The organism is Sphingomonas canadensis, assembly GCF_026013525.1.
GTDB lineage: Bacteria > Pseudomonadota > Alphaproteobacteria > Sphingomonadales > Sphingomonadaceae > Sphingomonas > Sphingomonas canadensis.
Genome location: NZ_JAPDRA010000001.1, coordinates 679446 through 705558, shown reverse-complemented (window position 1 = coordinate 705558; position 26113 = coordinate 679446). Strand labels below are relative to the sequence as shown.

Sequence of the window (26113 nt, the reverse complement as noted above, 5' to 3'; positions counted from 1 at the left end):
GCGGGGGTGCGGGGAGCGTTCACTGCGGCTTCTCGCCGCTCATCCGGCGCGCCATCATGGCCAAGACCGCTTCCTCGATCTTCTGCTCGGTTTCCGGGTCCATCTCGCTGGACCACCCGGCTGCCATTTGCATGATCTCGGCGTTCGATCGCGCCAGCTTCTGCGGCCCCACCTTCCTCACGAAGCGCATGACTTCGAGACGCTCGGCAGGCGTCAGCGAGGAGGCCGCCTTGTCGATTGCGGGATCGAGGCTCTTTTCAAGGTCCTTCGCCGTGATCTCGGCCTCGCCCAGGCTGGCGATCTGTTCCGAGAAGAGCTCGGTGAAATCCGCCCCTTCGGCCACCGCGGCGCGCAGTTTCAGGCCGGTGGGCGAGGAATAGAAGGCGATCGCCACGCGCAGATCGGCGGGCGTCAGCCACTTGGCATAGATTTCGGCGCTCCGGCGCTGATACTCCGGCCATTCCTGTATCAGATACTCCCGGATGATCGGCTTCATCACACCGATGAATTCGGCGCCGATGCCCGGATAGAGCTTTTCGAGCTCCTGAAAGGTCGAATCGGCCGCCAGCGCCTTGGGCAGGGAGCCGTCGAGCGCGACGTCGAGCATCGCCAGAACCTCGGCCTGATCGTTGGTAATGCGCGAGAGTTCCGCCGCCAGGGTCAGCGCCTCCGGGGTTGCCTTGAGCGGCACCGCGCGTGGCGAACCCTGGGCCTGTGCTGCGGCGGGCGCCGCCACGAACGCCAGCGCCGCCAGGAGCGGGCAAAGGAGCGCGCGCATCGTCATACCGCCGCCGCGGCCATGGCGGCGGCGCCAGCCGCCGCGCGCGCCTTCAGGTAACGGTGCATGTGATCGGCCACGTCGCGCCCGTCGCGCACCGCCCATACGACCAGGCTGGCGCCGCGCACGATGTCTCCGGCGGCGAACACGCCGTCCAGGCTGGTCATCATCGAACGGCCGTCGACGCGCACCGTGCCCCAGCGGGTGACGCCCAGCTCGGCCGCGCCGAACAGCCTGGGCAGGTCCTCCGGATCGAAGCCCAGCGCCTTGATCACCAGATCGGCCGGCAGATCGACCTCGTTGCCCGGATCGGGCTCCGGCGCGCGGCGGCCGCTGGCGTCGGGCGCCCCCAGCCGCATGCGCGCGGCGCGCACGCCGGTCACCCCGGCGGCCTCGCCCTTGAACGCCTCGGGCGCGGAGAGCCAGACGAACTCGACGCCCTCCTCCTCGGCATTGGCGACCTCGCGCTGCGATCCCGGCATGTTGGCACGATCGCGGCGATAGAGGCACTTCACGCTGGCCGCGCCCTGGCGCACCGCGGTGCGCACGCAATCCATCGCGGTGTCGCCGCCGCCCACGACCACCACATGCTTGCCCTCGGCGTTCAGGCTGCCGTCGTCGAACGCGGGCACGGCATCGCCGAAGCTCTTGCGGTTCGACGCGATCAGATAGTCGAGCGCATCGACCACGCCCTTCGAATCGACGCCCGGCGCCTTGATCGCGCGCGGCTTGTACACGCCCGTGGCGATCAGCAGCGCGTCATGGTTGGCGCGCAGCTCGTCCAGCGTCGCGTCGCGGCCCACGTCGAAGCCCAGCTCGAACTTCACCCCGCCGTCGGCCAGCCGCTTCACGCGCCGCTCGACGACATATTTCTCCAGCTTGAAGCCCGGGATGCCATAGATCAGCAGCCCGCCCGCGCGATCGTGGCGATCGTACACCGTCACCGAATAGCCCAGCACGCGCAGATATTCGGCCGCGGTAAGCCCCGCCGGCCCCGATCCGATGATGCCCACCGATTGGCCGCGATCCGGCCCCGGCGCCAGCGGCTCGACCCAGCCGTTCTCCCAGGCGGTATCGGTGATGTATTTCTCCACCGATCCGATCGTCACCGCGCCATGCCCGGTGAACTCGATCACGCAATTGCCCTCGCACAGCCGGTCCTGCGGACAGATGCGGCCGCAGATCTCGGGCATGGTGGAGGTGGCGTTGGACAGCTCATAGGCCTCGCGCAGCCGCCCCTCCGCGGTCAGGCGCAGCCAGTCCGGGATATGGTTGTGCAGCGGGCAATGCACCGAGCAATAGGGCACGCCGCATTGCGAGCAGCGCGAAGCCTGCTCCTCCGCCTCGGGCATTGCGAAGCGGTCCGCGATCTCGCGGAAATCCTCGTTGCGCAGGTCGGCGGGGCGCTTGGCCGGATAGGCCTGCCCCGTGCCCACGAACTTCAGCATAGTCTCACCAGCCATGCCATCGCCCATATCGCGAGTGCGAAGGCGAAAAAAGTCAGCAATACTGACCTATATGCGAATCAATGCCGGTGTTCGGGCGATTCTATCGCGCAATTTGCGAAAATAAAGGTCCTAAATCGGACCTATCGCATGCCGAGCCACACCAGTGCGATGATTCCGGCCCCGATTCGATACCAGGCGAAGGGCGAAAATCCGCTGCGCCCGACCAGCCCGATGAACCATTTCACCACCACCAGCGCGACGACGAACGACACGGCAAAGCCCAGCGCGATGTACATCAGTTCCTGTCCGCCCTGCGCCATCAGCGCCTCGCGGTGCTTCAGAATGCCCAGCGTGCTGGCGCCCAGCATCGTCGGGATCGCCAGGAAGAAGCTGAACTCCGCCGCGGTGCGCCGCTCGACGCCCAGCGACAGTGCGCCCAGGATGGTCGCGCCCGATCGGCTGACCCCGGGGATCATCGACAGGCACTGGATCAGGCCCACGCCCACCACCTTGGCCAGCGGGATCTCCGCCACGCCCACCACCTGGCCCGGCTTCGCCCAGCGCTCGATTGCCAGGATCGCGATACCGCCCAGGATCAGCGCCCAGGCGACGATGCCGGGGCTGCCCAGCATCTCCTCGATCCGGTCGATCAGCAGCAGCCCGAGTATGGCCGAGGGCAGGAACGCGATCAGGATGTTGCGCACGAAGCGCACCGACACCGGGTCCCAGCGCAGCAGGCCCATGCCCACCGCCCAGAAGGTGCGCCAATACAGCACCACGATCGCCAGGATCGCGCCAAGCTGGATCACCACGTTGAACGTCGCCCAGCGCGCCGAATCATAGCCGAGCAGCTCGCCCGCCAGGATCAGGTGCCCGGTGGAGGAGACCGGCAGGAACTCGGTGATGCCCTCGACGATGCCGAGGATGATGACGACGAGCAGCTCGGTCATGGAAATACGCCCCTTTCACACATGCCGGCCCCGCGCGGATGCCCCCTGCGCCGGCCGCCTGGATCGCTGATATGGAGCGCCGCGATCCTCAGGCGGCGCTGCCGAGCTGGCCGAAACGGCCATGCCGCCGGTATTGCACCAGCCACGAAGGCGCGACGCTGGCCAGCGGCACCGGGGACAGGCCCAGCGCCGCCATGCCCGGGGCACCGGCCGGAACGATATTGTCGCGCTTCAGCATCTTCCACTGATCGCCCGAGAGCGGCGATCCCGGCATCGCCGCCACCAGCGCGCCGATCGCATCGGGCAGATCGAGGAACAGCGGATCGCGCCCGATCTCCCGCGCGATCCAGCGATTGAGGCCCGCCATGGTCAGCACGTCCGGGCCGCCCAGCGAATAGGTCTTGCCGCCGTGCGCACCCGGATCGCCCAGCGCCGCCGTCACCGCGTCGGCCGCGTCGGCCACCCACAGCGGCTGCGCCTTCGCCTCCGGCGCCAGCACGGGGACCACGCCCCAGCTCGCGATCATCGCGGCGAAGCGGTTCACCAGCCGGTCCTCGCGCCCGAACAGGTACGAGGGACGCAGGATCACCGCCTTCTTGAACGCTTCCAGCACGGCGCGCTCGCCCGCCGCCTTCGACTTGCCATAGCCGGAGGGCGAGGCCGCGTCGGCGCCCAGCGCGGAAACATGGACAAAGGCCGACGCCCCGGCGCGGCTGGCGGCCTGCGCCACCGTCTGCGCGCCCTTCACATGGATAGCATGATAATCCGCCGCGTGCAGCGTGCCGGCCAGATTGACCACCGCGTCCGATCCCTCCACCGCGCGCGCCACCGTTTCGGGCAGCGTCACGTCGACGAGAACGAACTGGGTCTGGCCGAGCCCGCCCTGGGGCTTCAGGAACCACGCCTCGCGCGGGCGGCGCTGGGCGATGCGGACGCGGACGCCCTGGCGCAGCAGCGCCTGCGCGACATAGCGGCCCAGGAAGCCGCCGCCTCCGATCAGCGTTACGAGCTTGTCCTTCATGCGCCGCCTCATGCCGCGCCGCGGCAGAAACGGCAAGCCGCTCCTGCGCATCGCACTTGCTGTTGACAACGCCCACGCCCCTACCCTAGAGGCGCCCGCCTACCCCGTGCCCAGATGGCGGAATTGGTAGACGCACCAGCTTCAGGTGCTGGCGGTCGCAAGGCCGTGGAGGTTCGAGTCCTCTTCTGGGCACCATTTCTCGCTCTGGCATCGTCCAGTGGTGTCCAGTGAGCATCTGGTTTTACAGCATTTTTCTACCGAAAATCGCCAGACACCGTCCGGCGAAATCCGGCTAGAACCGCCAGTAGCAGCCACAAAATGTTGCTCTTATGGTGGTCCCGGATCGACCCGGCTTTGCTGGGACGACGACCATGTTGGCCTACATCCAGATCAACACCGCCAAGCCCAAAGCGAAGCCCTACAGCCTCACCGACGCCCTGGATCTCCACATCGTCATCCAGCCCAACGGCCAGAAGCTGTGGCGCCTGCGATATCGATTCCTCGACAAGCAGAAGACGCTCCACCTCGGCGGCTGGCCGCAAGTGAGCCTCTCTTTCCCGGACTGCAACGACAGTCATCCCTACCAAGATTGACGCGGTCGCGACGACTGGCGCGTTGGGGGCGATGATACGGCTGAAGGGCAATCTCCAAGACGCCTAACGTTGCCGCGACGAGTGGAACTTGGCGGGTTACGCTACTAGCTTGGCGTATTATGTGAATGAATTGCCGCCTCTCCCATACTAAATCAGGGCAAGTGCATGAGAGGCTTATGATGTTCATCAGAGGAAAGAAGACCGCCCTTGTCACTGGAGCCTCGTCCGGCATGGGCAAGGATATTGCCAAGAAACTCATCAAGGACGGCTTTCAGGTTTATGTGGCCGCCCGCGGCGTCGAGAAGATGACGGATCTCTCCGCCCTCGGCGCCCGGCCGTTAAGGCTCGACGTATCGAAGGAAGGCGAGATCAAGACCGCCGTAGATACGATCCTCGCTGAAACCGGCGGCGTCGATGTGCTGGTCAACAATGCCGGCTTCGGCCTTTATGGACCCGTCGAGGATATCGCGCTCGACGAGGCCCGCTATCAGTTCGAGGTGAACCTGTTCGGCGCAGCCCGGCTGACGCAGCTCCTGCTACCGTCGATGCGGGCGAAGCGAGCCGGCACGATCGTCAATGTGACTTCGATGGGTGGCAAAATCTATTCCGTGCTGGGTGCATGGTATCACGCGACGAAGCATGCCCTTGAAGGCTGGTCTGACTGCTTGCGCCTCGAAGTTGCGCAATTCGGCATCCGTGTCGTCATCATCGAGCCCGGCGTGATCGAAACGGGATTTGGCGACATAGCGTCCAACAATCTCCTGAAGCGTTCAGCGGGCAGCCCCTATGCCGGTCTGGCACAGAAGGTCGCTAATTCCATCGCCAACACTTATGGCCATGGTACGGGAAGCCCCGGCACGGTCGTTGCCAATGCCGTATCGCGGGCGTTGAAGGCCAAAAAGCCGAAGACCCGCTACGCCGTCGGCAAATACGCGAAGATGCTGCTAGGCATGCGAAAGTGGCTGAGTGATCGCGCGTTCGATGGCATCATCATGAGCCAGACGAAATAGGCTCGGTCCATGTCCGTCAGATATCGTGATAATGGACGATGAGCGGAATGCCGGCTGACCGCTGCAAGGTGCCGCAAGCTTTCTGGGGCGCGATCGATCGGGCTGGCCTGCGGCCATCCGCGGTCCTGCGCCAAGCCGGGCTTCCCGCGACTCTGCATCTGAACGGCCAGGGCGTCGTCACCACCGCGCAGTTCTTTGCGCTCTGGAAGGCGATCGAAGCCTTGGCCGATGATCCCGGCCTTGCCTTCCGGCTGGTGACGGACACCGAAACCGCTGTCCATCCCCCGTCGAGTCTCGCGGCTTTCCATGCCCGCGATTATCGCGACGGGCTCTTCCGGCTTGCGCGGTTCAAGCGGCTCTGCACACCTGAGAAGCTGCATATCGTTGAGACGGACGGTGAATGCGTGGTCAGCGCCGAATGGCTGCATGCCACAGAAGCCGTTCCGAATATCGCCGTGGATGTGGACTTCGCCTCCCTGGTCGAGCTTGGCCGACGCGGTACGGGACAGCTCGTGACACCGCTGCGCGTCGAACTCGCGCGTCCCGCTGCCAAGGCGGAGGCGCACAGGGCGTTTTTCGGATGCCCTATCCGTTTCAATACAGCTCGCAATCTGCTGGTCCTGCGCGCGACTGACCTCGATCGACCCTTTCCCGGCCACAATCCGGAATTGCTCGACATGCTGACGCCGGCGCTCGCTTCGGCGCTGGGCGAGCTTCAGGCACGAAGCTCGCTGCGCGACCAGGTCAAGGTCATCGTGAAGCGGGACCTGGCCAGCGGGCGGCCCGAGCTGGCCGATGTGGCCTATGACCTCGCTATGAGCGAGCGCAGCCTGCAGCGGCGCATCACTGAGGAAGGGACGACCTTCCGCGAATTGGTGATGGAGGCCCGGCAGGAACTCGGCCGAACGCTGCTGTCGGACCCCGCCGCTGATATCGACGAAATTGCCTGCCTGCTCGGTTATCAGGACACAAGCTCGTTCTATCGCGCCTTCCGGGATTGGGAAGGCGTCACGCCGAACCAATGGCGCGAGCAACAAGCCCAACGGCTACACTGAGGTTCGACGATGACCCATCGGATTTTTCTCGCCGGCGGCACCGGGCCGATCGGCAAAATGGTCGTCGGTCGGCTATCGGCATGCGGCGGCCTGGCTCTGGCCGCCCGTCGCGTACCTCCAGCGGCAACCGGGCGATCGTCGATTCGATGATCACCATCCTCAATCAGCGCAACGAAGCGGTGCTGGCCCTCCTCCATAACTGGAATTTTCCAGCTCAAAACGGTCCAAGATTCGAGCAGCAGGTCATGTCATTGCGCGCTGGCGCAGGTGAAGCAACGGGTGGGGTTGGCCCCGCCCGTTGCTTTTCCAGTTCGGCGGCGAACGCCGCCGGGGTGGCGTAGCCGAGCGATGAGTGCGGCCGCTCGGTGTTGTAATCATCGATCTGGCACGCGGGGATCGAGCGGGCTTGGCCGATCGTGAAGAAGAGCAGCTCGTCACGCATCCGGCCACCCATAGAATAGACTGCCGTTGGGTGGCCGGGCGGGGGAGCGGGCTGGGGCGGATTCCGCCAACGGCGGACAGACCCTAGAACCCGATGGGCGTGCCCGGCTGGCGGATGGTCCGCGCCGTCACGGTTCCGCCGGCAAACTCGATCGACTGGCCATAAGGGGCATCGAACAATCCGCCGGCGCCCGCCTGACGCTCGACTGCGATTCTCAGCTCGAAGCGTCGGGCCGCGCATCCCTCGGCGTCGGTCGCCGGCAGGGTGAAGCGATTGGTCAGACCCGTCGCATTCAGCCGTCCGGTGCCGGCGCGGAAACAGGCGGTGACCGACCCCCCATCCAGCGCTCGCAGGGTCCATATCACCGGTACCGCTGCCGGGGCGATCTCGCCCAGATCGAACGCGACAGGTATTTCCGTCGAGGTCCGGGTCGCCGGGATAGGCGCGATCATGGCAATGCCGTTGCGGGGATCGGTGCGCAGCACCAGCGTGATGCCATTGAGCGTCCCCGCGGAATCGCGGATCGTGATCCGCCGTTCGCCGACAAAGCTGTCCAGATAGGTCTGCGGGATCGATACCGAGAAAAAGTTGCGATCCTCGGCGTCCATCGCCGGGCCACTCAACCGCGAAATGCCGGGATAGCGCGGCGGGACATAGGCGTTGGCCATGCTGCGGAACTGGACGGACGACATCTGGCGCACGAACAGGTCGACGGCCGGCTGGAACAGACCGATATTGATATGGACCGGGCGGAGCAGGCAGGTTCGAGCGGCAGCATTGCCGCGTTGGCGCGGCAGGGTGATGGTCAGCGTCGTTCCGTTGAGATCGATGGCGCCGCCGATATCCTCGATGCATGATCCGATACCAGCGGGCAGGGTTGCGGCGCCATTGATCGAGGAAGTGCTGCCCGAAGGCCCCGTGACGATGAATCCGCCGGTGCCGCCGCCGGGGCAAGGACCGTTCAGGACGCAGCCGCCCGATCTGTCGTTGGTGATGGTCGCGGGCGGCGGCGGCGGCGGCGGCGGAGCCGGCACTGGCCGCGGCGGCGGCGCGTTGGGCACGGTCGATCGCCCGGCGAAGGTCTGGCTCGCCCATTGCTGCGTCACGGCGAAAGCCGGGCGATAGACCACCGGGATGCGTTCGCTGCCAACGATCAGCGTGTCCGTCCCGGTGGCAGAGAACGGAACGTCGATCCTGACGACGATCGATCCGATCGACCCGCACCAGCGGGCGGCATTGACCGCCCCGAGTGTGGTGCGGATCTTCCGTGCCGAACCCTGTCGCTGCATCGATGCCGACGGACTGAGGTCAATGCCCTGTCCATAGATCTCGATCTCGCCGACAAAGCCGGGCTGAATCGCCAGCGGCCGATTGGCGCTGGCGAGCAGGACAGCGCCGCGCTCATGCGGCTCATCGCAATTGCGATTGGGATCGCGCGGAAACGCCGAGATGCTCTCCCACCTGGCCTGGGCGGCCGTGGGCATGGCGAGCATAGCAAGGCAAAGGCCGGATGCGGCGAGCTTGAGCGCGGCTTTCATGGCATTTCTCCTGGGATTCCGGGGGGGGGGGAGGGGGGGTCAGAGAATCGGCGAGGCAGTGATGCGGCGCAGCACCATCAACGTCTGCAGCACAGGCTGGGTCGGCGGATGCTGCGCCTGGATACCGCAGCGATCGATCTTTCCCTGAGCATCGATCAGCAGCGTCTTTCCAGGCGGACAGGGCGGAGTCGCTTCGCCCGTCACGATCGTGTTGCTGGTCCCGTCGGTGACCTGGCGAACCGAGCCGTCCCTCATGGCCGTGCTGCCGCCGCTGGCCGCCACGCACTGGTCGCGCCCCGCCTGCACCAGCACGCCCTGGCCGGGCGGGCATTGCACCGGGCCGTCGATCCGCCGCCTGATGCACCGCACGACATAGCGCGGCTCGCCGGCGACGACATTGCCAGGGATCGTCGTGCGCGGCCGGGGATCGATGGCGAGTTGCAACTCCGCATCGGTGGCGCACCCCTGGAAACCGCTTCCTGTCTCCGGTTCCGCGGCCTGTGCGGCCAGGACGGTGGCAAGGAACAGAATCATCATAGGGCCCTCCTCTCGCTACGGCGTCACGGGGCAAGCAGCTCGCCCAGCATCTCGCCGCTCATCTTCCGGGGACTTGGCCAGGCCAGCGGCGAATCGCCCGGCGCCATCCGGGTGAACATTCGCATCCCCTTCAGCCGGCGGGCGGCATCGACCCCATTCGAAGACGGATCCACGATTTCCGTCCACAGGGTCGCGAGCCGCTCAACCGCCTCGGCCCGCGCCCAGGCGCGCCCGGGCAGGGCCGCGGGGCGCGATGGCGTCACCAGGATCAGCACAGCATCGCGCCGCGACTGCTTCGCGCGCTCGTTGAACAGCGAACCGATCAGCGGCACCTCGCCCAGCACCGGGGTTTTGGAGTAGGTCGCATCGTCGACGCTCTCGGACAGCCCCGAAAGAACCAGCGTTTCGCCAAAGCGCAGTTCGGCGGTCGCGGAAACGCGCTGGCGGAAAGTCGTCAGCGCCTCGTTGAAATTGCCCGCGGCATCGGCGGTCAGGAAGGATCGTCCCGTCTCGATCCTGACCCTGGTGCCGTCAGGGGTGATCTCAACCGGCGTCACCTTCAGCTCGATGCCGATATCGATGGATTCCAACTGGCCGGCGTTGATTCCGCTGACCGCGACCTTCAGCGTGCGCCCGACGAAGAACTCGCTGGTTTCGCCCGAATAGGCGGTCAGCGTCGGGCGGGCGACGACCTGATAATTCTGCCCCCCGCGGTTGAAGAGGTTGAGGTTATAGGTCAGTTGCGGAATGCCGATCGCCTCGGTGATGACGCGATCGAGCGTGTTTGTGTTGCCATTGTCGCCGCGGCTGATCCGCCGGCTGTCGGCGCGGCTATAACCATATTGCAGGCTGAGCCCGTCGAGCAGGTTGATACCGATCCGCTCGCGCGACGTATTCTGGGCCAGCACGATAGCGACATCGACCGAAATCTGGTTTGGCGCGACCGGCGCCTCACTGGCGCCATCGCCGACGCCCGCCCCGTCCACTGGCGCGGTCTGTGCCAGTTGGGCGACGCGCGGGGCCAGTGCCCGCGCGCCGGCCGGATCGAGTATTGCGACAGCATCGACCAGCGCATTGCCGCGGGCACCATCGCCCGACGCGGCCTCGGCCAGCGCGGCCAGCCTGAGCGCCCCGGCCCGCTCTGGAGCATCGGCGAAACGATCGGCGGCGCGCTCGGCGGAAACGGCGGCGAGCACGGCGTCGCCATTCATATAGGCCGCCTGCGCGAGCGCCATCAGCGCACGCGGATCGCCGGGGCGCGCCAGCACCGCCTGACCGAAGCGGCGTGTCGCCTCGTCATAGCGGCCCCGGTCGTAGGCGGCGCGTCCGGCCAGTGCGGCGGCCCAGAAATTGCCCGGCTGGGACTTCAGCGCCAGGTCATAGCCCGCAATCGCAAGCTCGATCGCTTCGGGATCGCGCTCGCCCGCGTTGTGGTAGGCAAGGCCAAGCAGCGTCTGCAGTTCGGCATCACGCGGCGCGCGTGCGGTCGCCTCCGACAGGGCAAGGATCGCGCCGCGATGATCGCCGGCATTGAGAGCCGCCAGTCCTTGCGCCCTCAGCGCAGCGCTATCGGTGGGCAAGGCCGGCATCGCGCGGTTCGCCGCGCTCTCGACCCCACCCGGCATTCCGCCGCACGCGCCCAGCAGCATTGCCGGCGCAACTCCCGTCATCAACATGGCCAATCGGCGCATTATCACTCCCCCACACACAGGTCGTCTTGGCCGCGCGCGTCGATGCGGTATTCGGCGCCCGCCCGTTCGCATTGCGTGGGCAGGAAGCCGGCGGCACGCGGCCTTCCCTGTGCGTCGCGCGGCGCGGTGCATACATCGCGGCCCGGCTGCACACGCAGCACGTCGTGGCTGGGAACCGGGCAGGTTGGCGGCGCGACCGCAGGGCCCCAGGCAGCGCCTGCGGCGAGGAAGTACATCAGCATCAGCATTCCTTTCCACTCGTCCGGCTCATGTGCATACCCGTGGCGGCGGCAGGGCGCCGACATGACCGGCAGAACCCAGCGCGAAGCGCGCCATGTCGCCCGCATTGGGTGCGCGGGTCGTGCGCGAGCAGCAGAATCGGTCCTCGCCCACGGGCACCAATGCGTCGCGGGGTGCGCAATAATCGGCATGAACGACGCGCCCGGTGTTGTTTCGCGCCGAGAAGTCGACCCGGCGCTTCCAGGTGTAAGGCCCGTTCAGCCGCCCTAACGCCAGGTTGAACGCGGCCGTGCAGATCTGCGCCGGCTGCCCGATCCCCTGGGCGGTGATGACTTCCCAGGGCTTGTCGTCGCAGACCCCGCCGGTCGGGTTGGCAAAGCAGCACTCGTCATGCTCCCAACTGCCCCGGTTGATCTTGCACTCTCCATTGGCGCAGGTGCCCATCTCGCCGTCATTGTCGCCGCAATTGGCGCCGGCGGCACCGAAGCATCGCTTGCCCAGGTTGAGCACGATCGGCGTCGGCAGGCCGGGTCGCACCGGCAAAGAGCCAGGCGCGATCGGAGGTGCGATTTGTCCCGGCGCGGCAATCACCGCGCTGGCTTCCGGACAGCGCGGCCCGCCGGAGGCGAGCCGCAGCGTCACCGCCAGCGTCGGCGTCGACTGGGCCGCGCCTGCACCTGCGCTGTTGGCCGTGAACAGGATCGGCGTGCCGATCGGACTGCCCATGCCCGATGCCGGCGGTGCCGGCGACGCAACGGCAAAGGTCGCTCGTCCGCTGGCATCGGTACGGCCGCTACCCAGGTCGCCGCGTGCGCTGGTGCTCGATCCGGCGCATACGGCTGCGTTCGGAACCGGCCGTCCGGCGGAGTCGATCACGGTGATGGTCACGGTCCTGCTGGTCTGCGCCACGCCGATGCCGAATGGCAGCAGCGCCAGGGTCGCGCTGCCGCCCAGCGCAAGGATTGCGATTGTCCGCAGCATCGCGCGTTTCCCCATCCGGGGGGCCGGTTTGCCCCTCCGCCCGGTTTCTGGGCGAAGTCGGCGATGCTCGCATCGCCCGGATGGGCTAACCGGATGGCTAGCCCTATTGCACGGGCCGTCGATTGCGCGTTCAACCGGCGGATGGAGCCGGACCCCGCCACTGATCGCGTCGCCATTCGCGCGTCGGAATCGCGGATCGAGTTTTTCCTGGCCGGGGCGTTCTCACTGCTGGTGGGAGGCACGCTCGCCTATGTACACCACCTGTTCGCGCCCATTGTCCCGCCGAGCCCCCTCTGGGGCTGGACGATCTTCACGACGCTGGTGGTCGCCTCGATGATCGGCCTGCCGCTGTCGGTCTATCTGCTCAAGCCCGACGATGCGACGGTGGTGCGGGTGTTCGCGCCGTTGGGAAAGGTCGTCGCGGTGCTGTTCGATCTGGCAGTTGCGTCGAGCGTCTGGGCGCTGCTGCCCTATGCCTCAGAGGCGCTGCAACTGTTGATGGTCGTGTTCTACGCCGCGACCATTTCCGGCCAGGTGATCTCGACCGCCGAAGCGATCGAGAACATCGTCTTCGGAGTTGTGTCGATCTTCGGGTCGGCCGCCATATTTTTCCTGTTGAATCCCAGCCCCTATTCGACCCCGCTTGCGCTGTTTCTGGTGGCCTTCGGGACGCTGATGGTCGGCGTGGCGATCGTGCTGAAGGTGGCGATCCGATCTGCGATCGCCGCGCGTCTGCGGGCCGAGGCCGCTTCCAAGGACCTCACGGCAGCGCTCGCCGAGGTCAACAAGGCCCGTAACAGCAAAACCCGCATCATCGCCGCGGCCACGCATGATTTGCGTCAGCCACTCCAGGCGGCCGCACTGTTTTTCAACCGTGTCGCCGCCGACGCGGGAATCGAGCAGACCGATGCGGTCGCCAGAGCAAGATTGGCCTTTGACGAGGCGGCAGACCTGCTCGACCGCCTGCTCGATCAACTCCGCCTCGACAGCGGCGTGATCGTGCCTGCCGCCGAACAATTGGACCTGAGCGACTTGCTGGGCCGGATCTGCGACGAAACCACGCCGATCTGCGCCGCCAGCGGCTTCGTGCTACGCTGCGTTCCCGGGCAATATCATGCCACGGGCGATCCGCACCTGGTTCTGCGGGTGCTGCGGAACCTGATCCACAACGCGGTTCGCCATTCTCGCGGTACGCGGCTGTTGATCGGCGCCCGGCGCGCAGGGCCGATGGTTCGTGTCTATGTGATTGATGACGGGCGCGGAATTCCGGCCGGCCATTCGGAGTCGATGTTCGTCGAATTCGCGGGCGAAGGTCCTGACTGGTCCACCGGAAACGGCTCTGGCCTGGGGCTCCCATCCTCCCGGCGAATGGCGCAACTGATGGGTGGCCAATTGGAGCACGATGCGCGCTGGCGACGTGGCGCCGCGTTCTACCTGCAACTGCCCGGCGCATCGTAATGGTGGTGTCAGACCGCTCCGCTGCCAAATGCGCCGTTGCAACTTCGCCCACCGGACCGGTCCTGTCGAGTCCAGCGCGCCTGGTCCATCGGCACCGTCCGGTCCGATCAAGACGAGACGCATGGAGGCCCCCGCAACACGCATCATCGATTATGGCGGCTTCGTCAGCGCGGCGTCTGCTGGAAGCCGCCGTCCTTGTTGAGGACCACTCCCGGCGCGACCGGCGACGGCCAGGGAAGGTGATCGGCGAGCCGGGCATTCAGCCAGATTCAGCATGCGAGATGCCCCTTGCGGCAAGGGTGCCGCATGAACACGCCCGCCCGCCAGGCAGGTCGGACAACACCGGAAACGCAACCGGCCACGCGATATGACAGGGCCGTCTTTCCGATTCTCGCCCCCTTCGCTACGGTGCGGGCTTTGGGGCGCGTAATGACGGCATTGGTATGTGACGATCATCCCTTGGTGCGTTCGGCGCTGGCGATGACATTGGACGACATGATCGATGCACCGGTCCTGACAGCGTCGGATTTCGCCGATGCTTGGGCGCTGGCCGAAGCGCATCCTGATCTTTCGCTGTGCGTCGTCGATCTGCACATGCCTGGGATGGGACCGGTCGAGGGATTACGCGGATTGAAGGCGCGGGCGCCTGGCGCGCGCTTCGTCGTCGTCACCGGTTCGCAGGAGGACGAGGATTTGCTGAACGCCTTGACGATCGGAGTGGAAGGATTCGTCCCCAAGACAGTTGAGCCGGGCGTTGTGGAGGCGGCGCTGCGTCTCGTCCTTGCGGGCGGGCGCTATTTGCCGGATCGCGTAATTGCACTGGCGACCCGCGATCTGCCGCAGCCCCGTGCGACCCCTATGGCTTCCCAAAGCGCAGCACTCAGTTTCGAACGATTGAGCCAGCGTCATGTCGATGTGCTCGATCAACTCGCGCGGGGCAGATCGAACAAGGAGATCGCACGGCTGCTCGGCCTGTCCCCCGCTACGATCAAGTCGCACCTCGCGCATATATACGCCGTGCTGGGCGCGGCGAACCGCACCGAAGCCGTCGCGCAGGCGCGCGATCGCGGGCTGGTCTAGGGCTGGCGCGCGCCCTGCGGGCTGGTGCCGGTTACGCAACACCAGCGCCAACGCATTGCCGGGGCCGCTGTGGCCGATTGCGAAGGACGCCTTACGAAGCCATCACATGATGGGACCAAACACATTGTCGCCGAACAGTCCGGTGCGCGCGACCTCACACCGCGTTGCCCAGCGCGCCGAGCCATAGGTGGTGACATGGCGCGACTGACGCGCACACCACAGCGACCCGAATATGGCGGTCGCGCAGCCGAGAAAGCCGCTCGCGGCCGCCCATTGCGTCCCCGCACCTTTCGGCTTCAGCCTTCGCGCGATACGCCGCGGCCAGCTTCATGTGCGCCAGGCGCGCCGCCGGATGGGAAGTCCGGCTGACCATCGCTTCGTGCCGTGCGGCTCGCGCGGCAAAGTAGATCGCGTCCATCGATCCTCTCGGCATCGAACGATACCGTGATCGCCGCCTACGAGCGCGTATCGATGACCTCGAACGCGAGAAGCTCGTGATCGCCGAACGCCATGCATGTTTGGGTAAGCCGCAGCGCAGCTTTGGCGAGATGTTCGAACTCGCTCGGGGTTTTCTCTCAAGTCCTTTGAATCTTTGGAAAGTGAGCGTTTGGAGGACAAGGAAGCCGTGCTTCGCCTCTTGTTCGCAGCACCACTAAGCAATGCGCGAAATAGCGGGTTTCGAACCCCGCAAACCTCAAGCGTTTTCAAACCACTGGACGCAATGCGAACTGCGAATTGCAGTATGGCGGAGCGGGAGGGATTCGAACTCAGGCGCTAAGAGCTTGATTTGCAACGGCCCAAATTCGTCCTCGCCCGCCGGATACCACGAAAAGTACCATGGGCTTTTTCGCCTGAAACCAACGCCTTGAAGGCTCAGTTCGACTCCCGGCATGGTAATCGAACCCACGATACGATTGCAAGGGCTCAGCTTCCCGCCAGCCGTAGGCACGAGGGGCCAACCAAAGTCCAGATGGCTTCCACGACCTCGGCCAGCGACACGCCTTCGAGCTCGATCGAGGCGGCATAGGCGCGCCACTGGCGCTGTTTGGTCTCGTCATCGACCAGCTCGGGCGACAGGCCTGGCGGCCGCTCACGCGGTATGTCGGTCCGGCGCCGCTCGAACGTCGCCCGGATCGCCGCATCCAGTTCGTCCGCCGCGATGGGCATGGCCTGCGGCAGAGCCCAAAGATCGTAATAGTCCTTCATCCGGCCATTGCCTATGCCGAGCGCGACCATTGCCTGGAATTTCTCGGCAATGACGGTGGCCAGCGGATAGGAACGGATCCGCGGCACCTCCATGTCGAGCAGGGTCGGATAGTCCAGCTCGCCGGGCGGGGCCGGGAGCGCGTCGCCAAAGCCGATGTCGATTACCATCGGAATCCGAGTGCGCTCCAGATAGGCCGGTACGCGCAGGCGGATACCGCCATATTCCATGTCGTCGCGAATGGTTGCGACGGTCATGTTGTCGATGTCGAAGCGCAGGCCGTCATCGCTAGCGATCGCCATGATCTCGGCGAAGGTCGCACGGATCGTCGCTTCACCGGCGTCGCCGTAGCCTAGGAAATCGGCGTCGCGGGTTTCGCGATTGTCCCCGGGCAGCCAGATCGTGACCAGCATGCCGCCCTTCAGCACGAAGCGGTCGCGGTGCCTGGAAAGCGACAGCCTGTAGAGCAGGCGCTCCAATGCGTAGCGGACGAGCACGACGTCGAAGACGCGGCCGTCGCGCCTGGCAAGGTTGAGCAGTCGATCCTTGACCGACGCCGCCCGATTGACCGGTTCCCTAGCCATTGAAGGTGAGCGCCTCGAGATAGGGCCGCATGATGCGCCAGGCGCCGCCGGCCTTTGCCGCCTGTCCGATCTCGGCCGGCGTGGCCTTGCGCAGGTCGAGCGCCGCACGCAGCCCCTCGACCGCCACCGAGCGATCGACCAGCTTGGAATTGCGGAACAGGTCGGCGAGCGTCTTGGGGATCGAATAAATCGGAACGCTGACGCCCGAGATCATGTGGTGCTCGACTCCTTGGCGAAGGTATTTTTCGCTGAAACGGACAATCCGGGTCGGCGGATAGGAAGAGACAGGCGACCAATCGCCCGGCCCGATCGCTACCCAAACCTTGCGCGGCATCTGGTCAGTAAGCCCGTGGAAGGCGAGCGCCGAGACCATTGCAATCACCCCCTTGGGGATTCGCTTCGCGGTTTCGGCGAGCGCGTGCGCCACGTCGATCGTGGCATCGGGGCGCTGGTAGAGGCCACGGCCCACGCGCTCGACCTCGCCGTCCTTCACGGCGCGCGCGATCGTCGCGGCGGCAATGCCGGCATTGCGCAGCTCCTGCGCGCGCGCGACGGGGTGCCGGACGAGCAGGTCACGCAGCCGGTCGCGCTGGGTCGCTGGCAGGGGCGCCATGTGACAAATCCTCAGATTGAATCAAAATCTCTCAGAGGTTTTGTAACACAAGCCAGTGCCAGGCTGAAAGCGACAAAAGACCGCCGGTACGCACAATCGGCTCACCCCCCTCCCAGCAACGCAGCCAGTTCCAGCAGCTTGACCCGCACCGCGTCGAGATCCAGCGCGATGCGCAAATCCCCACGGCCGGCCGCCAAGAGAATGGCGCCGAGCACCTGGTCGGAGTGCCGGGCCAGCGACACAAGATGATTGCCCTTTGGCACATGGGTTGCCGCCAGCCAGTGCTTGACCGTGCGCTCGCTGGCTCCCGTCCACCCCATTGCGGTCTTCGTAGCCCTGTGACTTGCCCCCAGCTCGGCAAATAGCGCCTGCGAGATCATAATCGCCAGATCGGTCTCGCCGCTGCCGGAATGTAATTTCCTGCCCGTTTTCGGAAACATCTTTCCATTCCTTTCCCGCTATGTCGTCAAGCGTGCGGGACAAGTCCTGCGCTCACACCATCTCTAGGAATCGTCAGGCGCGCGGCCGCACGATGAGCAGTGAGGTCCGGTGCTTGGTGAGTTGGCTAGACCCGCAGACCCAGCGTTCAGACGAGCCGACGGCGATACGGGCCGCCGAGTATGTCCGGATGTCCACCGACCATCAGAGATATTCGACGGAGAACCAGGCGGAGGCCATTCGCCACTATGCCGCGGCGCGCGGCTTCGAGATCGTTCGGACCTATGCCGACGAAGGCAAGAGCGGTCTGCGGATCGACGGCCGCGACGCGCTCAAGCGCCTGATTGAAGACGTCGCTGCAGGAACGGCCGATTTCAAGGCGATCCTCGTCTACGACGTCAGCCGCTGGGGTCGCTTCCAAGATGCCGATGAGAGCGCCTATTACGAATATATATGCCGCCGCGCAGGGATTGCCGTCCACTATTGCGCCGAGCAATTCGAGAATGACGGCAGCCCGATCTCGACGATCGTCAAGGGCGTCAAGCGGGCCATGGCCGGCGAATATAGCCGGGAATTGTCCGCCAAGGTCTTCGCGGGCCAATGCCGGCTGATCGAGCTCGGCTTCAGACAGGGTGGCCCGGCCGGGTTCGGGCTACGGCGCGTCCTCGTGGACCAAGCTGGAGCGATCAAGGGCGAACTTGAGCGCGGTGAACACAAGAGCATCCAGACGGATCGTGTCGTGCTGGCGCCGGGCCCCGACGACGAGACCGCCATCGTGCGCGAAATCTATCGCGCTTTCGTCCATGACCTGCATTGCGAGCGCGACATCGCCAGCGCCCTCAACGCGCGCGGCCTCGTCACCGACCTTGGGCGCCCATGGACGCGCGGCGCGGTCCATCAGGTGCTCATCAACGAGAAGTACATCGGCAACAATGTCTGGAACCGCGTTTCATTCAAGCTGAAGAAGAAGCGTGTCCGCAACGAGCCTGGCATGTGGATCCGGGCGGAGGATGCCTTTCCGGCCATCATCGACAAAGGGCTGTTCGAAGCCGCGCAGGCGATCATCCGGGAGCGCGCTTTCCGCTTGAGCGATGACCAAATGCTCGACGCCCTTCGGAGCCTGTTCCACGTCGAAGGCCTGCTCTCCGGGCTGATCATAGACGAGACCGAGGGATTGCCATCAAGCAGCAGCTATCGCGCCCGGTTCGGGAGCCTGCTGAGGGCGTACAGTCTCGTCGGTTACCGTCCCAGGCGGGATTATCGCTACATCGCGATCAATCGGGCGCTCAGGCGGATGCACCCGAACGTCATCGACGAGGTCGCCAAGGGGTTCGCCGCGGTCGGCGCGCACGTGGCGCGCGACGCCGACGACGATCTCCTCATAGTCAACGGCGAGCTGAGCGTCTCCATTGTTATTGCACGGTGCCGGCAAACGCAGGCGGGATCGTTGCGATGGAATATCCGCTTCGATACCGGCGTCGCGCCCGACATCACCGTCGCCGTCCGCATGGATGGCGCAAACGAGCGTCCGTTCGACTTCTACCTCTTTCCGCGGATCGATCGCGCCAGCGCCGATGTGCGGCTTGCCGAGGAAAACGGCCTGTCGCTCGACGCCTACCGATTCGACACGCTCGATGCGCTTTATCATCTGGCCGAGCGCATTCGCATCCCGGAGGCGGCATGACGATCCCTGGCGATCCTCAGCACATTGCCTCGATTCCGATTGAGCTTATCCAGGTGCTCAATCCTCGGACACGCAATCGCCGTCAGCATCGGGAGATCGTCGAGAACATCGACGCCGTCGGCCTGAAACGTCCCGTGACCGTACGAAGGCGCCTTAGCGAAAACGGCGATACTTTCGACCTGATCTGCGGTGAAGGGCGACTGGAGGCGCTCCGGATGCTCGGCGCCGAGGAAATCCCGGCGATTGTCATCGATGCAGACGACGATGACTGCCTCGTGATGAGTCTCGTCGAGAACATTGCCCGTCGCCAGCACCGTCCGATCGACATCATGCACGATATCGGATCCTTGCGCCGGCGCGGATACAATGACGCTCAGATTGCCGAGAAGATCGGTTGCACCGCAAGCTGGGCAAACATGGTCGGGGTCTTGCTGGACCGTGGGGAAGAACGCCTGCTCGCCGCAGTCGAAACGGGGCTCATTCCCGTAAGCCTCGCCGTCGATATAGCCCGGGCCGAGTCCGAAGATGCTCAGAGCCTGCTTCTAGAAGCCTATGAGGGCGGGAAGCTCAAGGGCAAGAAGCTCGGCGCCGTGCGGAGAATGCTCGATCGGCGGATGCGCCAGCGCAAAGGCGTTCCCGACAACGGCTTGGGACGCCGCTCGGCGCGGCGACATATCACCGCGACGGAGATGATGCGGTTCTATCAGCAGGAAGCTGAAAAGCAGCGCATGCTGGTGAAGAAGTCCGATTTCGCCCAGGCACGCCTTCTGTTCGTGATCGAAGCGCTGAAGGATCTCGTCAGCGAAGATGGATTCAGCACGTTGCTTCGGGCGGAGGGGCTCGACTCGATGCCGCGAGCGCTGGCCTCTCGCGTCTATGGCAAGGCCGCGTCATGACAGGGCGCGGTCCGGTCAGGCGTTCCTTCGAGGATGAAACCAGGCGGATTCCGCTTTCCGATCTGGTCGCGCTCAAGACGCTCCGCGCGGGCGTGAAGGAGAGCAAGAAATACGCTCAGATCCTGAGTTCAGTGCGCGCGATCGGTCTCGTCGAGGCGCCAGTGGTCGCTCCCAACCCAAGCGAGAGCGGGCGGTATTTCCTCCTTGACGGACATTTGCGGGTGGAAGCGCTCAAGGATCTGGGAGCGACCGAAGCGGAGTGCATCATCTCGACGGATGACGAGAGCTATACCTACAACAAGCGAATCAATCGCCTCGCGGCGATACAGGAACACAGGATGATCCGCCGCGCGATCGAGCGCGGCGCGCCGGAGGAGAAGATCGCCGAGGCACTGGGGCTCGAGGTCGCCTCGATCCATCGCCGCTCTCGCATGTTGAACGGGATATGCCGCGAGGCGATCGAGATCCTGAAAGACGCGCCTTGCCCCATCGCAGTCTTCGATGCGCTCCGGCGGATGTCGTCGATCCGACAGATCGAGGCGGCCGAACTCATGATCGGACAGAACAACTTCACCGCCGTGTTTGCCAAAGCAATGCTTGCGGCCACGCCGGACGGTCAGCTGGTGACGGTGCCGGCAAAACGTCCTGCGTCAGTTTCCAGCGAACAGATGGCGCGAATGGAGCGGGAACTTGCGGGCCTGCAAATGCAGGTCAAATCCGTGGAGGACCGCTATGGCGTCGACAATCTGCACCTGACGGTGGCCCGTGCCTACATTCGCACGCTCCTTGGAAACGACCGCGTCGCCCGATGGATATCGCAGCACCGGCCCGAGTATCTCAACGAGCTCCAGGCGATCGGAGAGATCGAGACGATCGCCCCTTTGTCGGAAGCGGCTGAATGAGGTGACGATGGGGACCCGGACCCGATAAGCGCGGGGACCGCGGGAGACGCCGCACGATGGGGCGGATCAAGCGCGGTGGCGGGAATGGCGGCGAACCCGCACGGAGCCCGCTAGGCCGGCAGTCATAGGCCGGCCGAATTGGAGGGGCGCGTCTGCGGGTGGCGCGCCCCTCCCCGCCCGAGTCCATCAGAATGTCCGAAAACGAAATGCGCTTTTCGGGCATTAGTCAGACTTTCCTGCGCTTTCCCTCGAACCCGTCCTTCACGTCATCGATCCAGGCGGCGATCTCACGATCGCTCCAGCGCGAGGCAAAGGGCGACAGCTTGTACGGCGCCGGGAACTTCCCTTCCGCAATCAGACGATAGATCATCGACTTGCCCAGGCCGACACGGTGCTTGACTTCGTCGAGCTTGACGAAGCGCTCCGGCGCATCGCTCTCGGTGCTCATTTCCCAGGCGATCGAGCGCGAACAAAGCTGCGGTCGCTCTCGAGAAACGCCGCGAGCATTGCGGGGACGAGCTCTGCAACCGGTTCTTCGCGGCCATACGTCTCGGCATAGAGTGCGGCATAGTCCTGCAGCATCTGATGCAGATCAGGCGTAACGATGATCGCCAGCTTGACCGGCGTCCGATCGGGAAGCTTCGCCAGTTTCAATTCAGGCATTGAATGGCTCCTAACCGCGCCATGGCGCGAGGATGAGATCCTTGTGGACGACGAGCCGCACCGGCGCGCCGGGCCGGATCGTGATGGTCGGCTGGACCTGGAGGTTGCGCTGGGTGATCTGGTCGCCGGCACGCGCGACATTGTCCTGGCTCGAGCGACGGATCGCATCGACGAGGTCGCCCCCGCCCGACAGCGCGAGCTCGGGCGTGACGCCGAGCACCGTCGAAAGCGCGATGCCCTTGAGCAGCGACCAAGTGTGGAAATCCACCTTGTCGGCAAGTCCGGTGTAGCCGGACGGGTCGGTCGCCGGCACGTTGTCGATCCGGATCGAGGCACCGTCGGGCAGGACGATTCGCTGCCACACGACGAGCGCGCGCGATTGGCCATAGGCGATGACGCTGTCGTAAGTGCCGATCAGCCGCGCGCCCTGTGGAATGAGCAGGATGCGGCCGGTGGCGCTGTCGAAGGCGTTTTCCGTCACCTGCGCGGTCACCAGCCCGGGCAGGTCGGAGCGGATGCCGGTGATGAGGCTCGCCGCGATCACGCTGCCGGCGGACAGCATGTAGGGCGATGCGGGCACCTCGAGGCGATGCGGATTGACCGCGGCGCCGGTGTCGCGGCCCGACGCGAAGTCGATCTTGCGCTGCTGCGCATTGGGATCGCGGGCGGGATCGAGCGCAACGCGGTCGCCGTCCGTAGGCGGAGCGGGCGCGGTGTTCGCCGGAATCGGGGCCGTGCCTTGGGCTGCACCGGAGGCCGCCGATCGCGCGCCCGTCGCCGCGAGTAGTGGGGATTCGCGCGCAGCCTTGGCCTCGGCGAGGCGGCGGTCATGCTCGGTGGTGTCCTGCGCTTGGGGCGCCGGCGAGCCCTCCGCGGCCATCGCGCGCTGGTGGTCGAGGATGGGCTTGCCGAGGTCGCCGGGAAGCGGCGGACCGAGCCGGGGTGCGTCCCCATAGGAGGAAGGCAGCCCGCTCAATGTGTCCGCCGGCGCGCGATTGTCGGTGCGGACCCGCTCCTCCGGGGCGCCGGCGCCGCTGAAGCTCACCGGCTTAAGCGCCATCCAGGCGATCACCATCAGCGCCAGCGACGCGATCGCCGCGGCGGCGATGATGACGCCGCGCCGGAAGCGGATCGCGCGCGCCGGCTGCGCCCGGATCACTAGCGTCTCGGGGTCGGCCTTGGGCGCCGCCGCGGCTTCGGGAAGCTCGCTCACGACCGCCTCCCCCGCTTCGTGCCGCGCACGATCCGTACAACCTTCTGCTTCTTCGTGCCGAGGCGGAGCTCGGCGCGGTCGAACAGTCGATCGACGATGTAGAAGCGGCCGCGGACGCGGTAGTTGACGAGCTGGGCATCGCCTTCGGCGCCGATCGCGAACAGCGGCGGGGCCTCGCCGACAGCGATGCTCTCGGGGAATTCGATGAAGGTCTGCCGCCCGTCGTCGAAGGCGCGCAGCGGACGCCAGTCGGGCTTGTCGCCGCTGATCGTATAGTCGAACCGGAGCTGGTCGACCGCCAAGCCCTGCGCGACCGGTGCGGCGGCGTCCGCTTCGGCAGTCGAGCGCTGGAGTGCGATCAGCGCGTCGGCGGGATAGGTCCATGACAGGCTCGCCATCGCCGCGCCGCGCGTGCTCGTCAGCGAGAGATGGTAGCTGCGACGGTCGGTGGTAATGACGAGGTTTGTGGCGAGCCCGCTCGAGAAGGGCTTGACCAGCACGTGCGTGCGCCGCTCGGCGCCGCTGCCGCTGCTGGTGTCGCCGATCACCCAGCGCGCGGTATCGCCCGCCGCGACCGCGACCAGCGTCTCGCCCGGCTGAAGCGCGATGTCGGTGACGCGCTCGGGCGCGGCATAGACTTGGTAGATCGCCCCGTCGCTGAACGGATAGACCTGCATCGCATTGACGTAATTCTCGCGGACCGGCTCGCGAACCGCCGCGGCATTGGCGGCGGCGACGCGCGCGGCGCCCGGACGCGCCGCGCGGCGCTTGGGCGCAGGGCGCGCCGCAGCACGCGGCGGTGCCGCTTTCGGAACGGCGGCGCCGGCCTCCTGGCGGGATTGCGCCGGGGCTGGTGCGAGTGATGCCGCCGACTGCTGGAGCGGCGCTGCGCCGAGCAGCATAGGCAGCACAAACGGCGCGCAGAAATGGGGCACATATCTCATGACGGATTCTCCATCGGGGCGGGAGCGGGAGTGGCGCCGAGGTTCGGGTCGAGCGGCGATCCGAGCGGCAGGTTTGCGGGCGGTTGCGAAGGCGGCGCGGAGGGCTGGGGCGCCGGCGCGTCGAGCTCGCGGCTCCAGTCGACTGCGTCGACATAGACGCCGAGCGGATTCTTGCGCAGCACGTCGGCGCTGGCCGGGGGCCGGACCACGACCGTCAGGATCGCGGTCCAGCGCGCGCTTCCGGCGGGCGATCCTCGCTCGAACGCGCTCTCGGTCCATTTGACCTGGAACGAGCGGTCGGACGCGCGCACGACGCTCGTCACCTGGACCGAGACGGTGCGCTCGCCGATGCGCGCGAAGGGCTGCGCCGCGCGGGCATATTGGTCGAGAAAACGCGCGCCGCGCTCGGTCGCGAAGTCATAGGCCGCAAGCCAGTCGCGGCGCATCAGCACCGGGTCGAGCGATACCGAGCGGACGCTGGTGACGAAGCGCGCGAGGTGCCACGCGACCTGCGGATCGGTGGGCCGGTAGGCCCTGTCGGCCTCGTTCACCGCGCGCGGTTCGCCGAGCTTGTCGACTTCAACGACATAGGGGACGACGCGGCTCTGGAGCGACTGCCAGCAGAGCGCGCCGGCGAAGCTCCCGGCGAGCGCGAGGCTGCCGAACGCCATCAGCCGCCAGTTGCGCGCCTGGACGCGTGCGGAGCCGATGCGTTCGTCCCACAATTGCCCCGCGCGCTGGAAGGGTGTCTCGGGTTCGGGGGTGCGTCCGTAGCGCTGGACGCTGCGTTTGAAGATCATGGCTCAATCGTCCCTTTCCTTAATGTCGGGAATGGCGGCGGCGCCGCCGCGGTCGGCGCCCCTGAGGGTGTGCAGCGCGATCTGCCGGTGATGGCGCGCGCTCTGCTGCTCGCGCATCTGACGCGCCCAGCCGGGCATGCCGCCCGCAGCAGCGGGCGCAGCCGAAGCGGGAGCGGTGTCGTTGAGCGCATTCCATGCTGCGGTCCGCCCGCTCTCCACGGCTTCGCTTAAGCCCAGCGCGCTGGATGCGCGGCTTCGCGCCGCATTGCCGGCCGCCCGCGCGACGCCGCTCAGGCCTGCTGCGACGCTGGGCTCAGCCGCGGTCTCGCGGCCGAGCCGGTAGGCAGTCGACGCGGCCGATCCCATGGCGGTCCCGGCGCGCACCGAGCCGAGCGCTGCGCCACCGAGCGCCCGCGCCCCCGCGACCGCCGCGCCACCGGCCAGCATCGTCATGCCGGCGGTGCCTGCGACGGTGCCGACCGCCGCGCCGGCGCCGAGCTGCGGCGCGCCCGACACCAGGCCCGACGCGATGCCGGGGCCGAAGATGCCGAGGCCGAACAGCGAGAGCGCGGCGAGCACCAGGCTCATCGCCTGGCCGATGTCGGGCTCCTGGCCTTGGAGCGCGGACGTGAATTCGGCGAAGAAATTGGCGCCGATGCCGACGATCACGGCCAGCACCATCACCTTGATGCCCGAGCTCACGACGTTGCCGAGCACGCGCTCGGCGAGGAAGCTGGTGCGGTTCCACAGCGCGAACGGCACGAGGATGAAGCCCGCGAGCGTGGTTAGCTTGAATTCGAGGATCGTCACGAACATCTGCACCGCGAGGATGAAGAAGGCGACGATCACGATCGCCCAGGCGAACAGCAGCACCGCGATCGTCAGGAAATTGTCGAAGAAGCTGACGAACCCCATCATGTCCGACGCCTGTTCGAGCAGCGGCCAGGCGGCGGAGAAGCCGGTGCCGGCGAGCCGACCGGGCTTGAGCAGCTCGTCGGGCGAAAGCGTGCCGCCGCCGGCGGTCAGGCCGGCCTGCGCGAAGGAGCGGAAGATGATGTCGGCGAGCGTCGGGAAGCTGCTCAGGATGAAGGCGAAGGCGCCGACATAGAGGATCTTCTTGAGGAGGCGGCCGAGCACGTCCTGGTCGCCGCCCATCGCCCAGAACAGCCCGGCGAGCGTGATGTCGATGCCAATCAGGGTCGTCGTCAGGAAGGCGACGTCGGGCCCCAGCAGGCCGAACCCGCTGTCGATGTAGCGGATGAAGTCGGCCATGAACCGGTCGATGACGTTGAGGTCGTTCACGTGTCGCGTGTCCTTGATCGAGCTGGGATGCCGCGGGGCGCCCCGAGG

At 66.2% G+C, this 26113-nt stretch carries 27 protein-coding genes, 1 tRNA gene and 1 pseudogene; 9 read left to right on the top strand and 20 right to left on the bottom strand.

All coding sequences use genetic code 11. The annotated features are described in order from the left end of the window. Positions 1-19 precede the first annotated feature (19 nt). The 4 genes from OM513_RS03430 to OM513_RS03415 form a co-directional block, all read right to left on the bottom strand. The gene (locus tag OM513_RS03430) at positions 20-784 is read right to left on the bottom strand and encodes a DUF2059 domain-containing protein (protein WP_264942725.1); all 765 of its coding nucleotides are present in this window, start codon (positions 782-784) and stop codon (positions 20-22) included. Beyond that, the gene (locus OM513_RS03425) at positions 781-2241 is read right to left on the bottom strand and encodes an NAD(P)-dependent oxidoreductase (RefSeq protein ID WP_264942724.1); all 1461 of its coding nucleotides are present in this window, start codon (positions 2239-2241) and stop codon (positions 781-783) included. The genes OM513_RS03430 and OM513_RS03425 overlap by 4 nt, the downstream gene beginning before the upstream one ends. A 125-nt stretch (positions 2242-2366) precedes the next feature. Further along, complete coding sequence (locus OM513_RS03420; protein ID WP_264942723.1) at positions 2367-3176, bottom strand: undecaprenyl-diphosphate phosphatase; 810 nt, start codon at positions 3174-3176, stop codon at positions 2367-2369. Between the two features lie 88 nt (positions 3177-3264). Further along, positions 3265-4197 (bottom strand): complex I NDUFA9 subunit family protein, encoded by a 933-nt coding sequence (locus OM513_RS03415; protein WP_264942722.1) that lies wholly within the window; start codon positions 4195-4197, stop codon positions 3265-3267. 108 nt (positions 4198-4305) lie between these two features. Between OM513_RS03415 and OM513_RS03410 the strand changes: the two genes are divergently transcribed. From OM513_RS03410 to OM513_RS03395, 4 genes are all read left to right on the top strand, one after another. Then, a tRNA-Leu gene (locus OM513_RS03410) sits at positions 4306-4392 on the top strand. A 176-nt stretch (positions 4393-4568) separates the two neighbouring features. Continuing rightward, positions 4569-4790, top strand: coding sequence for an Arm DNA-binding domain-containing protein (locus OM513_RS03405; RefSeq protein ID WP_264942721.1), 222 nt, complete (start codon positions 4569-4571; stop codon positions 4788-4790). A gap of 125 nt (positions 4791-4915) precedes the next feature. Continuing rightward, the gene (locus OM513_RS03400) at positions 4916-5800 is read left to right on the top strand and encodes an oxidoreductase (protein ID WP_319951594.1); all 885 of its coding nucleotides are present in this window, start codon (positions 4916-4918) and stop codon (positions 5798-5800) included. A 38-nt stretch (positions 5801-5838) separates the two neighbouring features. Then, a complete protein-coding gene (locus OM513_RS03395) occupies positions 5839-6855 on the top strand; it encodes an AraC family transcriptional regulator (RefSeq protein ID WP_264942719.1) in 1017 nt (338 codons plus the stop codon). 214 nt (positions 6856-7069) lie between these two features. Here OM513_RS03395 and OM513_RS20790 read toward each other — a convergent pair. The 6 genes and pseudogenes from OM513_RS20790 to OM513_RS03365 all read right to left on the bottom strand — a co-directional run. Then, positions 7070-7336 (bottom strand): annotated as a pseudogene (locus OM513_RS20790) (integrase core domain-containing protein); the annotation flags it as partial. A gap of 44 nt (positions 7337-7380) precedes the next feature. Next, the gene (locus OM513_RS03385; RefSeq protein WP_264942718.1) at positions 7381-8835 is read right to left on the bottom strand and encodes a hypothetical protein; all 1455 of its coding nucleotides are present in this window, start codon (positions 8833-8835) and stop codon (positions 7381-7383) included. A 39-nt stretch (positions 8836-8874) separates the two neighbouring features. Next, positions 8875-9372 carry a hypothetical protein gene (locus OM513_RS03380; protein WP_264942717.1) on the bottom strand — a complete coding sequence of 166 codons (498 nt, stop codon included), beginning with the start codon at positions 9370-9372 and terminating at the stop codon, positions 8875-8877. A gap of 23 nt (positions 9373-9395) precedes the next feature. After that, positions 9396-11021, bottom strand: coding sequence for a tetratricopeptide repeat protein (locus tag OM513_RS03375; RefSeq protein WP_264942716.1), 1626 nt, complete (start codon positions 11019-11021; stop codon positions 9396-9398). A gap of 44 nt (positions 11022-11065) precedes the next feature. Beyond that, positions 11066-11305: a hypothetical protein gene (locus OM513_RS03370; RefSeq protein ID WP_264942715.1), complete on the bottom strand. Its 240-nt coding sequence runs from the start codon at positions 11303-11305 to the stop codon at positions 11066-11068. Between the two features lie 25 nt (positions 11306-11330). Next, on the bottom strand, positions 11331-12284 hold the full coding sequence (locus OM513_RS03365) for an Ig-like domain-containing protein (RefSeq protein WP_264942714.1): 954 nt from the start codon (positions 12282-12284) through the stop codon (positions 11331-11333). Between the two features lie 141 nt (positions 12285-12425). On the opposite strand from OM513_RS03365, the gene OM513_RS03360 reads away from it, so the two are divergent. Both OM513_RS03360 and OM513_RS03355 read left to right on the top strand, forming a co-directional pair. Then, the gene (locus tag OM513_RS03360; protein ID WP_264942713.1) at positions 12426-13742 is read left to right on the top strand and encodes a sensor histidine kinase; all 1317 of its coding nucleotides are present in this window, start codon (positions 12426-12428) and stop codon (positions 13740-13742) included. A 306-nt stretch (positions 13743-14048) separates the two neighbouring features. Continuing rightward, positions 14049-14822, top strand: coding sequence for a response regulator (locus OM513_RS03355; protein ID WP_264942712.1), 774 nt, complete (start codon positions 14049-14051; stop codon positions 14820-14822). A gap of 154 nt (positions 14823-14976) precedes the next feature. Here OM513_RS03355 and OM513_RS03350 read toward each other — a convergent pair whose 3' ends face one another. The 4 genes from OM513_RS03350 to OM513_RS03335 form a co-directional block, all read right to left on the bottom strand. Then, positions 14977-15240, bottom strand: coding sequence for a hypothetical protein (locus tag OM513_RS03350; RefSeq protein WP_264942711.1), 264 nt, complete (start codon positions 15238-15240; stop codon positions 14977-14979). Between the two features lie 506 nt (positions 15241-15746). Next, positions 15747-16610, bottom strand: coding sequence for a nucleotidyl transferase AbiEii/AbiGii toxin family protein (locus OM513_RS03345; RefSeq protein ID WP_264942710.1), 864 nt, complete (start codon positions 16608-16610; stop codon positions 15747-15749). After that, positions 16603-17223, bottom strand: coding sequence for a type IV toxin-antitoxin system AbiEi family antitoxin domain-containing protein (locus OM513_RS03340; protein WP_264942709.1), 621 nt, complete (start codon positions 17221-17223; stop codon positions 16603-16605). Before OM513_RS03340 ends, OM513_RS03345 begins: the two co-directional genes overlap by 8 nt. A gap of 101 nt (positions 17224-17324) precedes the next feature. Next, positions 17325-17663, bottom strand: a complete 339-nt coding sequence (locus OM513_RS03335; protein WP_264942708.1) for a hypothetical protein — start codon at positions 17661-17663, stop codon at positions 17325-17327. Between the two features lie 188 nt (positions 17664-17851). Between OM513_RS03335 and OM513_RS03330 the strand changes: the two genes are divergently transcribed. The 3 genes from OM513_RS03330 to OM513_RS03320 are packed head-to-tail and all read left to right on the top strand — an operon-like array spanning position 17852 to position 21143. Next, positions 17852-19345, top strand: a complete 1494-nt coding sequence (locus OM513_RS03330; RefSeq protein ID WP_380916232.1) for a recombinase family protein — start codon at positions 17852-17854, stop codon at positions 19343-19345. After that, on the top strand, positions 19342-20241 hold the full coding sequence (locus OM513_RS03325) for a plasmid partitioning protein RepB C-terminal domain-containing protein (protein WP_264942707.1): 900 nt from the start codon (positions 19342-19344) through the stop codon (positions 20239-20241). The genes OM513_RS03330 and OM513_RS03325 overlap by 4 nt, the downstream gene beginning before the upstream one ends. Further along, entirely contained in the window at positions 20238-21143 is a 906-nt protein-coding gene (locus OM513_RS03320) for a plasmid partitioning protein RepB C-terminal domain-containing protein (protein ID WP_264942706.1), read from the top strand. Before OM513_RS03325 ends, OM513_RS03320 begins: the two co-directional genes overlap by 4 nt. A gap of 226 nt (positions 21144-21369) precedes the next feature. Here OM513_RS03320 and OM513_RS03315 read toward each other — a convergent pair whose 3' ends face one another. From OM513_RS03315 to trbL, 6 genes are read right to left on the bottom strand one after another with little or no spacing between them, the layout of a single operon-like run. After that, complete coding sequence (locus OM513_RS03315; RefSeq protein ID WP_264942705.1) at positions 21370-21591, bottom strand: helix-turn-helix transcriptional regulator; 222 nt, start codon at positions 21589-21591, stop codon at positions 21370-21372. Further along, on the bottom strand, positions 21588-21806 hold the full coding sequence (locus tag OM513_RS03310) for a DUF2274 domain-containing protein (RefSeq protein WP_264942704.1): 219 nt from the start codon (positions 21804-21806) through the stop codon (positions 21588-21590). Before OM513_RS03310 ends, OM513_RS03315 begins: the two co-directional genes overlap by 4 nt. Before the next feature lie 10 nt (positions 21807-21816). Continuing rightward, positions 21817-23019 carry a TrbI/VirB10 family protein gene (locus OM513_RS03305; RefSeq protein WP_264942703.1) on the bottom strand — a complete coding sequence of 401 codons (1203 nt, stop codon included), beginning with the start codon at positions 23017-23019 and terminating at the stop codon, positions 21817-21819. Continuing rightward, entirely contained in the window at positions 23016-23921 is a 906-nt protein-coding gene (gene trbG, locus OM513_RS03300; protein WP_264942702.1) for a P-type conjugative transfer protein TrbG, read from the bottom strand. The genes OM513_RS03305 and trbG overlap by 4 nt, the downstream gene beginning before the upstream one ends. Positions 23922-23959: 38 nt before the next feature. Beyond that, complete coding sequence (gene trbF, locus OM513_RS03295) at positions 23960-24763, bottom strand: conjugal transfer protein TrbF (protein WP_264942701.1); 804 nt, start codon at positions 24761-24763, stop codon at positions 23960-23962. Between the two features lie 3 nt (positions 24764-24766). Next, the gene (gene trbL / locus OM513_RS03290; RefSeq protein WP_264942700.1) at positions 24767-26065 is read right to left on the bottom strand and encodes a P-type conjugative transfer protein TrbL; all 1299 of its coding nucleotides are present in this window, start codon (positions 26063-26065) and stop codon (positions 24767-24769) included. Between the last annotated feature and the right edge of the window lie 48 nt (positions 26066-26113).